We start from the raw sequence: 13,022 nt of genomic DNA, 5'->3' as shown, positions 1-13,022 counted from the left end.
ATTTTACGGATTGGATTCTAGTTTAGGGACATAGGGATGACTAAAACTATACACATTTTATATGCGGGAAACGACACTAAGCTGATTGGGTATGTGTTCAATAAACTCCTTAATGAAAAAATCACTTTTGACATCTGCAAAAGTATCGAGGATGCGCATGAGGCCTGCAAGCGCACTTCGTATGATGTCTATCTCTTTGATGAACAAGGTGGCAGGAAAATTCTTGACTTAACCGAAGAGATCAGAAAAAAGGAAACCACCCCTTCAATCATTGCAATTGTCGCTCAAAGCCTCGAAGAGCTGGATATATTAGAGACAGAGGCCGAGAAAATTGACTACATCTTGGAGGTTAGCGATACCTTTGAGGATCTCGATGAACTCCTGCGCAAGATTCTCCCCCATAAACCCTCTCTCCATGGAAAATTGGCGGACCTCAAGAAGCGCTATGATGAGACAATCGACGACAAAATCACTCTTTTGAAAAACCTCACCCAGCAAACCCAGAAAATCCCTGAAAAGCTATCCGATCTTAGAGTGGAGATCCACAAAATGGCAGGAAGCGCGGGAAATTTCGGCTATGCCGAAGCAGGTGATTTGTGTAAGGCTCTGGAGCGCGAAATCATAGAGCGCCTGGGGAGTGGAACCTATACAGATGCTTCCTGGCTCGCTTCATTGGATAAACACATCAATAAAATTGAAACGGCGTTTCATCAGCATGAAATCCCGACTGCAAAAACTTCGAAAACGCCCCTTGTCTATGTAGTGGATGACGACCCTCTTTTTTTAGACCTTCTGGCAACAGTGAAAGAGGATCTATCAATCGACCTACTGCTCGAAACAAACCCAGAGTCAGCTCTATTCAAAGTAAAACAGCCTGAATTCAATCCCGAAGCCCTTATTGTATCGGAATTTTTCAAAGCATCCACCATTACCGGATATGAGATCGTTGATGCAGAGAGAAAACACTCACGCTCAACCCAATACGTAGTTCTGCTTGAAACCGACACGATCGACAAGCGCATGGAGGCTATGAACAAAGGCGCTCACTACACTTTCACCAAGCCGGTTTCGGCCTACACCCTTTTAAAGACTATTTCCGAAAGGCTCGAAGAACCCTCCGCAAAATTTTTCAAAGCGCTTGTGGTCGATGATGACGTTGACTTCTGCGACTACACAGCCGCTGTGCTGGAAGAGATTGGCGCCCATGTTGACATTTTAAATGATCCCACAGACCTTTTCACAAAATTGCAAAGCTGCACTCCGGATGTTTTGCTCCTAGATGTTTTGCTTCCGAAATATGATGGCTTGAACCTTTTGAAGACCATACGTCAAGACATCACCTACAAAGACCTGATTATTGTGCTTGTGACTGGCGCTGGCAAATCGTTCGCTAAAATAGATGCCTACGCAGAGAACGTTGACGACATCATGTTTAAGCCGATTGATCCTAAAATGCTGCAAAAAAGGATAACAAGCCTGATCGATCGCAATCGCTCTTTGACACCCCGGAAATTCAATCAGGCAACCGGTCTTTATTCCTACCACGAGCTATTACATGCTGTGGATATCTTGTTAAAAAGAACACATACCCGAGTTCCCTATCTTGCTTTATTTGAGATAAATACGGCCAACAAAGGAAAGGACTCTTTACCCGACAAAGAGCTGATGGTATTCATCTCCAACCGGCTTCAGGTCGTGCGCGGGATCATGACCGGGTTCAAGACGGAGTGCTATTTTGTCAAAGAGGGTCAATTCGCCATGGTCTTTGAAGGCGAAGAGATCGATGTTATTGAATCGCGACTAACTAACCTTTTGTATCAGATCATTCAAGACAAGCCCGATTTACAAATTTCCATCAAGGCAAGCATCGTCGGCATCGGAAAGGAGTATAAAAATGCCCAGCATATGATGCAAACGGCAATAGAGGTTCTATCTGAAGCAGAGGAAAAAGAGTTCGCCCCGGTCAGGATTGTTCATCGCCTCCCTAAAGGGGTGCACGTACTCAAGCGGCATGTAATGATCATTGATCCTGATGAGACCGTCCTCAAGATACTCAGACAGTCGTTTGAAGCACGAGGCCTCTTTGTCAGCACTTACTGCGAAGGGGGGGACGCGCTGAAAGCACTCCTTTCCTCTCCCGAAAACACACTTCCTTCTCTGATTATCATGGAGAGAAAACTTCCTGATATGGAGGGTTTGGATCTTTACATCAAAATTAAAAACAGGTTCCGAACCACCATACCTCTCATCATCCTCACCGTCTACTCTTCAGATAAAGACATTAGCGAAGGGATAAAACAAGGCGTATTAGAGTATATCCAGAAACCCTTCAATATTTCACTTCTGGTTCAGAAAAGCTTGCAGGCCATTTTTTAAGTCCAAGCCCCTTCATAAAAGAGGCGCTAGTGCCGCGCGTCCGCTTCTGATATTAGGATAGCTCTCTTTCCCCGTATATTCATCCATATTGATAGACCAGAAGATAATCCCCTTCAGCCGATAGGCACGGGCAAGCTCAGCTTTTAGAGCCGTCGATGCCGGCGAATCGAAGCTCACCCAGAGTTTAGTTTGCGGATTGAATCCGTACACAGTGCTCGTCAAGGCATCGGGCCGAGAAATCAAACTCTTTTCCAAGATCATGTCGCTGATTTCAAAGTAGGCCAACAGTCCAGGTTGCCGGGTAGCGGGCCCTGGAAGCCCTGGCTTTTCAAAAGGTTTGCCTGGCCCTGCACTCTCGGGAGTGAGATCGGACACATCGCCAAAAGAGCGGCCAAAGGTCGGGATTCCCAAAAGAATTTTTTCGGACTGAACGCCCCCCTGCAAATAGTTATCCAATGTCGCCCGAATGAAAAATGGGCTAAGGGGATCAGTATCCCGATTCAAGGGAGCGTTGACTCCGGTCAGTTTAGAGTTTTCAAAAGGGCCATGATAATCATAGGCCATGACCGTAAGGTGATCTAAGTATTTTGAGCATTCAGCGGCAAATCGATAGAATTGCTTTTGCTCACTCTCTTTCAGTCCAAAAGGGGGATGCGCCGGAAACGCGCACGAGAGAGAAAGCGTCGGAGAAGATGACGCAAATGAATCGCGGCACTCCTTGAGAAATTGAATGAAATTCTCGAAGTCGAGAGAGCTGCCCCCTCTTGCTGGATCTCCGGGATATTCCCAGTCGATATCAATCCCGTTAAAGTCAAAACGGTGTGCGTAATCGATGCAGGAGGCTATAAATTCCCGACGACTCTCCGGCCTGGATACCATCTCACTAAACAAAGATTTGGTGGGAGCATCCGGGTTGTTGAAACTCCAACCCCCTATTGTCAAATAGAGTTTAAGTTGCGGTGCTTGCTGTTTCAACTTAGATAATGAAGGATAAAGGACCCCTATATCGTCCGGTTCAGTCGGTTGGATTTTGAAGTTTCCTGTTAGGCCGGCCTTTTCCGGATTCGCTGATGGGGTCGCATAGCCGAAATAGGCAAATGCAATGTGAAGCTCATCCAGTATTTTCGGATCGACAAGGGCGGCTGAAAACATAGGCCGCTGGCCGGAAGGCCTATAGTGTGCATAATTTTCATAGTAAGCAGCTACGATAGGCTCGGCAGAAACCGAAAGAGGCATCAAAAGAAACAGAGCGCTAAAAAAAAACACCACCTTCTCCTTGTAATCGAGAATCTATTCCTTTATATATTAAAAATTTAATTAAGTAAGTGATATTCTGCTATGGATGCGCTTTTACGCTACACACTTTACGGAATCACAATTTCAATCCTGCTCCTTGAAGTAGGCTTGATGGTGACCTGCTGCCTTTTGATCATCCTCATCAAATCCGTTACAAGAAGAAAGCAGCAAAAAAGGGATAAGAACGCAGCTGCGATCCGAGCTCTCATCGATAAACACCTTCTGAATGATCTCCCGCTGACCACCCTATCCATTCCCAACGACTTAAACGACTTTCAGAATGTATTGGAGTGTGCTGAAACATACGATCACCTTTTCACAGATGAGCGTTGGCAGAATATCAAGGAAAAAATTTTCGCTGAAAATTTGACGCCCTTCCTTTCAGCCTACGCGACAAGCTTCTCATGGGTTAAAAGACAGCTTGCAGCCCGGGCCATGCTCCTCTGCCCCCACAAGGCACAGAGAGAACTGCTGGAAAAACTGCTCGACGACAATCGTTTTTTAGTGCGGGTAACAGCTGCTACTTGCATCACACGCATATCCGATCAGCTGCTCTTTGAAAAAGTCATCAAAAAAATGAGCATGGAATCGCCTCATTCACAATTCCCCTATCGCGATGCGCTCATTCAGGTAGATGAAGAAAAATTTAGATGGATTGAAAAAGTTTTAAGAGAAACAAACAATATAAAGACCCAGGCGATCTGCCTCGACATCTTGTCTGAGCGCTACTCGAACAACGCGTTCGATCTCGTGCAGCCGTTTTTACACTGTTCTGATATCACCTGCCGCACTCTTGCCATCAAAGTCCTTGGAAGCATTCCCCTGCCAGAGTCTAAGAAAATCTTGCTTCATCGTCTCGAAGACTCCGATTGGAATATCCGCGCCGAAGCCATCATGAGTCTGGAAAAACTACACGCATTGGAAGCTATACCTCAACTCAGAGAAGCCTTAAACGATCCGGTCTGGTGGGTACGTTTAAAAGCCGCCATGGCGTTAAAATCGATTGGAAAAGACGGCCTTGATGTTTTAAATGCAAAATTGTCCGAAAAAGGTTCCAAAGCCTGTGAAATTGCCCAATACGCCTTAGCGCTACCTTGAGATATCAATGAAAAAAATCATCTTTTTATCTTTAATTTGTTCAGTGCCTCTCATAGGTGCAACACCCTCAGAGAGTGAAGAATCGCAGAAGAGGTTCAATGCGATCGTTAAAAGCTATGAAGAAAAAATTGAGAAAGATCCCAACAACTTCAGGCTCATTTTAGCTGTCGCCGATGTTTATTACTCGCTCCAGGAGTACGCGAAAGCTGTTAAATTCTATAGAATGGCCCTAAAACTGCGCCCTGACGATGTCAAAATCCAGACATCTCTTGCTCAAGCCTACTTAAACAACGATGATAGAAAGCGCAGCCAGCTCATCATTAACGAAGTGTTAAAAAAACATCCCGATAATGTCGAGGCGCTTTCAGGCTTAGCCCGCCTCCAGACGTTAAATTACCAATTTGCGGAAGCAGACAAAACTCTGGAAACGGCCTTAAAGCTGGATCCAAAGCACTTCACATCGCTCTTCTATCTTGCAAGCCTTAGGATCGCTGAAGGCCGGTACGATACCGCAAAAAAAATTCTGGAACAACTTGTTCGTCAAAACCCCTCTACTGTCTGGGTTCAGCAAGCATTGAAAAACGCCGAGCTCGGGCCTGCACTCGAACAGGTGGAGGAACTGGAACAGAAAGGAAATTACCAGCAGGCCCTCTTCGTTTTGTCGGAGTTGCAAAAAAAGGATCCTGACAGCGTCCAGCTATACAAATATCTGGCCCAAGTCAACAACCAAATGAAGCGCTACTCGCAATCGATCGAGCTGCTTAATGAGGGAATCGGCCGCTTTCCAAAAAACATGTCGCTAAGGATGGCGCTTGGATTTACCTATCTCGCCAAAAACGACCTGGATATGGCCGATTACATTTTTAAAAAAGCAATCGAGCAGGGTGTTTCCCTATCGGACGCGCAAGCTGGTCTTGGCCGGATCGCGCTTTTGCGGGGCAACAAAAACCAGGCGCTCAAACTCTATCAAATATCACTAGAGCTTAACCCGACCAACATTCTAACTCTCTCATACATCGCAGACTTACTTCTTGCGGATAAGAACTACCAGGAGGCGATAGAGGTCTATAACCAGATTCTCAAGATCAACCCCAAAGCTGTCTTCGCTAAGCAAAAAATTGAAGAAGCCCTGATGGATCCTTACTTCGAAAAGATCAAGAAGGAGATAGATCTCTCCCGTATAGAGACTATTTACGAGGAGCTTCTCAGAAAATTCCCCCACAATCCCACCGGTTATCTTCAATTTGCCGAATTTTTAAGATCGCGCGAAAACTACGCCAAAGCGATCCTGGTTACCGATCAAGGCATCTTAATTAATCACGACAACATTCCGCTCATACAGGAAAGAGCTCTGAACTACCTCCTGAAAAAGGAATTCGCAAAGGCATTGAGCGACTACAACACCATTTTAGCGATTCAACCCCAGAACGTCGAAGCGCTCTCCGGTGTTGGACGCATACTGTCAAATACGGGAGACATCGAAGGGGCAGAAAAGCTCTATTTGGAGTCGCTCAAAATCGATCCGAACAATCAAACGGCTCTGAACTATCTGCTCGATCTAAAATTGAAGCAAAAGGCTTATCTCGAAGCTGCGGAATTGGCCCAAAGTGTGATGATCACAAACCCTCAGGCCGATTGGGCCAGGGAGCAGTACATCAACGCTAGATGGGGCACTCTTTTCGATGAGGCAGAATCCCTGCAAAAAGAGGGACGATTACAAGAGGCTCTAAAGGTTTTGGAGACTATCCAAAAACAGGCGCCCAGCAGTGAGAGGGTCTACATCGATATCGGTTCTATCCTGACTAAAGAGAAACGCTACAAAGAAGCTATCAAAATCTATCGAGAAGGAATCGATGCAAATCCCCAGTCAGACCAGCTCTACATCAACTTAGGACTTATCTACCTTGAGCTAAATCAAACCGAGGAGGCCCGCTTCCTCTTCAATCAGGCGCTACGTAAAAACCCTCGAAATGCCGACGCGATCGCGGGACTTGGTAAAACAGTGCAGGCTGAGGGGAATGAAGAGAAGGCCAAACTTCTTTATCTCTCAGCCCTTGATGTCAACCCCAATAACTTGCTTGCCCTTTCCTATCTGGCCTCTTACTATATGCTAGAGCACGACTATGAAAGTGCCGAACAAATCTACAAAAAAATCACAACTCTCGATCCTAAGGCCGTTTGGGCACGTCTTGCGCTCCTCGAATCGAGAGTACAATCTTCACTTGTCAAGGGAGAAAAAGGGCGCTTTTCCGCTTACGCTTCAATCTACCTGAAATTGATAGAGGAATACCCGAACGAGCCTGAAGCCTATGTACTGCTGGCTAAGCTCGCGATAAAAATGAATCAGCCTGAGGATGCCATCAAGATTCTGAATCAGGGATTAAAAGTTCTGCCCGATTCAAACGAACTCAAAAACACCATGGGCCTTGCCTATATTGCTCAAGGGAATCTCACTAGAGCAAGAACCCTCTTCGAGGACATTTTAAAAATTGACCCCGAAAATATTGAAGCGCTCAACGGACGAGGTCGAATAGAAGAACTAAGCGGAGGTAAGTCTGCCGCCATCGCATGGTATGAAAAAGCGCTGAAAATCAACCCCTCCAATTTCCAGGCCGGGACAAACCTCGCCAATCTCTACTATGACCGTGGGCAGTACGCAGAGGCCGAAGAGCTCTACAAAAACATGCAAAAACTGCAGCCGCAGGCCAGGTGGCTTGAAATAGCGCGACTCGATGCAAAGCACGGCAAGATCCTCCGCGAAATAGAAGTGAAGGAGCAAGATAACGATATCATCAGGGCTGCAGCCCTCTATGATCAGCTCTTGCAGGAAGAGCCTAAAGTGGGTGAGTACTACTTAAGGGCGGCCCTTTTCTTTGCCCGGCATAAAGAGTATCAACGAGCGATCGACACCTATATTCAAGGAATCAAGGTAGAGCCGGGTAGCGCCGAGCTCCATGCAGGCCTTGGACTTTCCTATCTCTCACTTAAAAAAACCGACCTTGCCACAGCCGCCTTTGAACAGGCGCTTGTGCTAGACCCGCAGAATGTCGACTCCCTGGCAGGACTAGGTGTCGTCAAAATGCTTCAGGATCAATACGGTGAGTCTGAAAAGTTGATCCGAACCGCCATGAATCTCGATCCGAAAGGGATCGCTCCCCTCTCGGCATTCGGCGATCTGATGATGAAAAAAAAGAACTATAAAGAAGCTGAGAGGGCCTATCGAAAATTGCTGAAATTACGCCCGGATGAGAAGTGGGTCAAGCTTTCACTCGACACAGCCATCTATGGCCCTGAAATCGAACAGATCAAATCATTGATAAAGAAGGAGCAGTTTTCAGAGGCCGCCGATATTTATAGCAAGCTCTTGCAACAATCTCCTGACAACCCACAATTCTATTATGGACTTGGGCAAATGCTCATGCGTCTTCGCGATTATGGAAAGTCCATGGAGATCAACCAGGAGGGGCTTGATAAAAATCCCGAAAGCAACGAATTGCGCATAGCTTTGGCCTTTGCCCAGCTTTTTTCCGGCATGCTTCAGGAGGCAAAAGTAAATCTGAGTCAAGCTCTGGATGCCGACAGAAAAAATCCCGAAGCGTTAGCGGGCCTTGGCAGAGTGTATGCCTTAGAGGGCAATCCAGCACAAGCTGAGTCCCTCTATCGGACAGCCCTCACAATTGATCCCAGGAATATATCTGCCTTGTCATTTTACAGTCAGCTCCTGATGAAACAGAGGCGTTATGGAGAAGCTGAGGAAATATACACGACGTTGCTCCAAGATTTACCGAACGATGAATGGGTACTGCATGGCCGGCAAGACGCCATCGACGGCCCGGTGAAAGATATTGCCAATCGTCTAGCCAACTTCGAAGAGTTTGAGCTCGCCGCAAGACTTTATGCCGGCCTTCTGGAAGCATCTCCGGATGATCCTACCCGGTACTTGGCTCTGGGGCAGATGTATGTCGATTTAGATTGTTATTGCAAGGGGTTGGAAGTTTTTTACAGGGGACTTCAAATCGACAACAACGCTCCCTACCTTTGGCACGCTATCGCGGAGACCTATATCGAGCTTGAAGAATACGAAAAAGCTCGGTGCATTTTGTCGCGTCTTTTGTGGCGCAACCCTGAAGATGCCGAAGCGTGGGCAGGACTTGGAAGGATAGAGGCGATGAACGGCAGCTACTGCGCAGCGGAGTGCTACTATGGTGAAGCGCTGACTCTTTCACCCTCCAACCTAAATGCTTTGTCCTTCTACGCCGATTTGAAAGAGGATGAGCACTACTACTTCTCATCCCGCTGGACTTGGAAGCAGATATACACCCTCTTCAAAAAAGAAATGCAGCAGTTCTGTGAACCGATTCCTAAGTGGGTAAAAAGAGGCTATAACAACACGCTGAACTTGAGCCGGCCGGTAATGACATGGGGTGGTTGGTATCACGAGGAAGATGAATGGAGCCGCATAGACCACCGCTGGTCTGCTAAATACCAAGTCTATGGAGGACGCTTTCTCCTTAATTATCCGGTCAACGACAACTTTTCTTTCTTCGGCCGCTATATCGACCAGCTGTATGTTTTAAGGGATCTTTTGGAACACACCAGAATCTATTCCTTTGATGTGCAAAGGCTCCACCTGGGTGCTAAACAGGTCTTCAGCCCCTGTTTGTATGCCTTTGGCCAAATTGGCTTTTCGCGCTACTCTCCTTATCAATCAACGACCTTCAAATGCCAAACCCACACTCTGATCGAACCATCCATCACACTTGTCTACCACACTCCGATACAGAAGGCTACCCTAAGCTATTTGGCCGAATCGGACCTCGTCGCGCGCAACTTTAGCGATAACCACGCCAAGTTAGTCGGCTACGATATCATCGCCGGAACCTATGAAAGAAAGGTCATGAAGCGCGGATGGGCGGGACTCGAGGCCAACGCAACTTGGTATCGCGACTATGTCAACAACAAGTCGCAAAAAGTACTGGGGTGGTTCCAGTGGCGCCCCCCATGCTACTCAGACAACATTTTATTTCGGTATTTTGCCAAATATCAGAGCTTCAGCCAGAACATACCGGATTATTACACTTATAAACCCCAGATAGTAAACCAGCTGCAAGTCACCCTCGAAAAAGACTGGCGTATTCGCTGCGCGGATAAATTCTACACGAGCCTGTCCTACGGCCACGGCTGGCAAAACACACGCACACGTTTTTCAGAAATTATTGTGGTGGCTCCCACTGTTGCCAACCCGCCAATACGCTGGGATAACCGCCAGTACGATATCGTATTTGGCAGCCTCATCTACAAATATAACTGCCTGCAGGTTGCCCTTGCAGGAGACTTGTATCGTGATTCAGAAAAATATACGATCGGGACGATAGGTCTTGATGTGAGCTGGAGGTTTTGATGTCTCTTTTTGAAGATCTGTCAAACTTTTTTAGCATGCTCTCCCTGATCGGGGTCCAGCAACTCAGCTGGGGCTGGAAAGCATTTATCATCTATGGACTCATCTTTTTGCTCTTCGCCCTGCTGTCATTAATTCAGAGCGTTGTCGGCTGCGCAACAATACTGTGGCGATTCCGGGAAGTCCCCGCAGAGGATATATATAGAATTATCCGCTCCAACTCACTCCCAGAGATTACCTTTGTGGTACCGGCGTACAACGAACGAAAGGACATCGTGCATACAGTCAAAAATATGCTGTCGCTCTCGTACCGCTACAAAAAAATCATCATCATCAACGACGGATCGACCGATAACACGTTTGAGCTTCTCAAAACCAATTTTTACCTCTATCCTGTTCCGCCGTCTTGCCCCGGCCACTTTGAGACAAGTCACATCAAGAGCTATTACGCAAGCAAGCATCACCCGGCGCTTCTTGTGATCGATAAAGTCAACGGCGGGAAAGCAGACGCGTTAAATGCCGGGCTCAATGCCACAACTTCGGAATTTGTTGTGTGCGCTGATGCCGACACTTTAGTTGACGATTTAGCCCTGAACCGCCTCATCAGGCCGTTTTTACTCCACCCAGAAACAGTAGCGGCACACGCATCGATTGGCAACGTCAACGGCTGCACCATCAAAGACAACAGGATCGTCGAGGTCAAATTTCCGCAAAAATTGCTGCTCGGTTTCCAGGTCATAGACTTCATGAAAGGGTTTTTGGTCGAACGTCTGGGTGTGAGCTGGACAAAAGGAACCCTTGTTATTCCCGGCAATTTCGGGATGTTTCGCCTATCCGCCCTAATTGAAATCGGAGGCTATGATCGCACTTCGATCATTGAGGACACCGAAATCATCACCCGGATGCACAAATACTATCTGGATCGAAAACGTCCTTACAGAATCACCTACATTCCGGACATCGTTGCCTGGACAGAAGCCCCCAACACCATAAAAACACTGGGGAAGCAGCGCCTGCGCTGGTACAAAGGGACGACTCAAAATATTTGGGAATACCGTTCAATGTGGTTCAACCCGCGTTACCGATCTATCGGCCTGTACATCATTCCGATGACTCTTCTGGAAAAAGCGGCTCCCCTAATTGAGATGTCAGGATTTGTCATCCTCGGCATGGCTCTGTTTGATTCACAGGTCGATCCAATCCTGGTTTTATCAATCGCCTCCATCAGCTGGGGCTTTTTGACTTTACTCGTCATGCTCACCCTTGTAATCGAGTACATCGCTTACGAAACCTACAAAACCTGGACGGATTTTGGGCGGATGATGAAGTGCGTTGCCTGCTACACATGCTATCACTACCTATTGATGTGGTGGCGTATCAGGGGTCTTTATGCTCCCAAGCCTAAAAAACCCGGCTGGACGCCCATCCGCGAAGGCTACGAAGAGACGCAGCACCATTAAAGCACAGCCTTTGAGCCCATCCACAGCACCAAATCCTGCCGAATTGGGTTCTGTACCGAAAGTGCCTCAAAATTTGGCATTACGGCTTTGAGAATGCCTAATTTTGCGACGCTTTCGTCACATATCAATTAACGAAGCGTATCCAGTTGGTCCCTTCCCCAATCATAACGATAGCTTCCATCATTGGATAAAAAATGATGGGATCGTTACTATGTTCCCTAATCGTAAAAAACCGAATAAAATAACTTACATTTTCAATATTATGTCATACACTCAAGCAATCTCTTACCAAACAAACACGCACTCATCTTATAAAAGCGACTCCTTCTCGTCGCAGACGATTCAATTTGTCGAAACAGCTGCGGAAGAAGACGCTGCGCCCTCTGTCACAGAGTCTCATAGCCAAGTCTACACCTCATATCAATCCAGGCTGTCTCCGGATTCATATGCCGAGTACTTGCGATTCGCGCTCATGGAGCAAACAGCCAAAAGGGAGAAGGAGTGGGCTAAGCTCCCCATCACTTTCGAATCATTGAGGCTTTGGGATCTTTTTATTCAAACCCTTCCGCTTTCCCTTGACTGTCAGCTTAGCCTGATGACGCTGATCAAAGAGCTGAAGCAAGACTGTGAAGAGCACAGAACCTGTTGGAGTAAAAAAAGAGACGTGGAACTGCGCGCACAGGATTGCTTCAAAGAAAAACTGCTTAGCGCCGGAATGAAGGCATCCCCGCTTCGTAAGCTTCTACGTGAAGTGCATGTCACATGCATGATTCTCCTGCTGGATAAGAATGAGATGAAAACCCTCTCAGAAACACATGACCTCCTATTTTTAAGGACAGGGGTGGAGGAGCTGCTGCTTTCGTTAAACAGCGAAACTAGCAAAGAAGCGCTCAAAAAAATCCAACAAACGCGCCACTATGATGGCAAGGTAATCGCTAACAACTTGTGGGTAGCAAAGAAAATCTTGATGCAGGAGGGATACAACCTGCCGGAATCTGTCCGGAAGCTCTTGCTAGCCATTTCAACCGAGCAATCCGAAAGTTTTGAAGTTGTTATCCATCAACTGGAGAAATGGGGCAGCATTCTCTATGATGTCTACTACCGGGAGCGGTTTAACGAGCATCTGAACACTTCATTTTTCTCTGAGGACGAAGGAATACTGAAAGCGACCTGGAATAGATAGGCCTCTCCATATGGCCGGGTTATACAGCTCTTTTTGACATCTCATAGCAATTTTCCAGGGGGGGGGCTACCCCTCCCCGTTCGCTCCCTGTACAGTAAGCTTAGCGGCCCACTCCCCTCTTGTGACTACACCCCAGCACCAAAAACCTCATGCCACTCAATATTAACAACCTAAGCTAACTGTCAATCACTCGGCTAGGGGAGATTTCTCA

Annotated in this window: 6 protein-coding genes; 5 read left to right on the top strand and 1 reads right to left on the bottom strand. The window is 46.9% G+C overall.

Features of this window, described 5'->3' with window-relative positions; translation table 11 throughout:
* Nucleotides 1-36 precede the first annotated feature (36 nt).
* The gene (locus tag ELAC_RS03860) at nt 37-2,376 is read left to right on the top strand and encodes a response regulator (protein WP_098037961.1); all 2,340 of its coding nucleotides are present in this window, start codon (nt 37-39) and stop codon (nt 2,374-2,376) included.
* A 12-nt stretch (nt 2,377-2,388) separates the two neighbouring features.
* Here ELAC_RS03860 and ELAC_RS03855 read toward each other — a convergent pair whose 3' ends face one another.
* Nucleotides 2,389-3,642, bottom strand: coding sequence for a glycosyl hydrolase family 18 protein (locus ELAC_RS03855; protein ID WP_098037960.1), 1,254 nt, complete (start codon nt 3,640-3,642; stop codon nt 2,389-2,391).
* 72 nt (nt 3,643-3,714) lie between these two features.
* Here ELAC_RS03855 and ELAC_RS03850 point away from each other — a divergent pair, with 72 nt between their 5' ends.
* The 4 genes from ELAC_RS03850 (at nt 3,715) to ELAC_RS03835 (ending at nt 12,811) form a co-directional block, all read left to right on the top strand.
* Nucleotides 3,715-4,770 (top strand): HEAT repeat domain-containing protein, encoded by a 1,056-nt coding sequence (locus tag ELAC_RS03850; RefSeq protein WP_098037959.1) that lies wholly within the window; start codon nt 3,715-3,717, stop codon nt 4,768-4,770.
* 7 nt (nt 4,771-4,777) lie between these two features.
* A complete protein-coding gene (locus ELAC_RS03845) occupies nt 4,778-10,171 on the top strand; it encodes a tetratricopeptide repeat protein (protein ID WP_098037958.1) in 5,394 nt (1,797 codons plus the stop codon).
* Nucleotides 10,171-11,628: a glycosyltransferase family 2 protein gene (locus tag ELAC_RS03840; RefSeq protein ID WP_098037957.1), complete on the top strand. Its 1,458-nt coding sequence runs from the start codon at nt 10,171-10,173 to the stop codon at nt 11,626-11,628. Before ELAC_RS03845 ends, ELAC_RS03840 begins: the two co-directional genes overlap by 1 nt.
* 211 nt (nt 11,629-11,839) lie before the next feature.
* Nucleotides 11,840-12,811 carry a hypothetical protein gene (locus tag ELAC_RS03835; protein WP_158227800.1) on the top strand — a complete coding sequence of 324 codons (972 nt, stop codon included), beginning with the start codon at nt 11,840-11,842 and terminating at the stop codon, nt 12,809-12,811.
* Nucleotides 12,812-13,022 lie beyond the last annotated feature (211 nt).

Origin of the sequence: Estrella lausannensis (genome assembly GCF_900000175.1) — a bacterium.
Lineage (GTDB): Bacteria > Chlamydiota > Chlamydiia > Chlamydiales > Criblamydiaceae > Estrella > Estrella lausannensis.
This window is presented reverse-complemented; position numbering and strand designations above follow the sequence as displayed.

What these genes read in the sequence shown, in the direction of transcription:
- ELAC_RS03860 (WP_098037961.1), top strand. Translation starts at nt 37, where the DNA reads ATGACTAAAACTATACACATTTTATATGCGGGAAACGACACTAAGCTG.
- ELAC_RS03850 (WP_098037959.1), top strand. Translation starts at nt 3,715, where the DNA reads ATGGATGCGCTTTTACGCTACACACTTTACGGAATCACAATTTCAATC.
- ELAC_RS03845 (WP_098037958.1), top strand. Translation starts at nt 4,778, where the DNA reads ATGAAAAAAATCATCTTTTTATCTTTAATTTGTTCAGTGCCTCTCATA.
- ELAC_RS03840 (WP_098037957.1), top strand. Translation starts at nt 10,171, where the DNA reads ATGTCTCTTTTTGAAGATCTGTCAAACTTTTTTAGCATGCTCTCCCTG.
- ELAC_RS03835 (WP_158227800.1), top strand. Translation starts at nt 11,840, where the DNA reads ATGTTCCCTAATCGTAAAAAACCGAATAAAATAACTTACATTTTCAAT.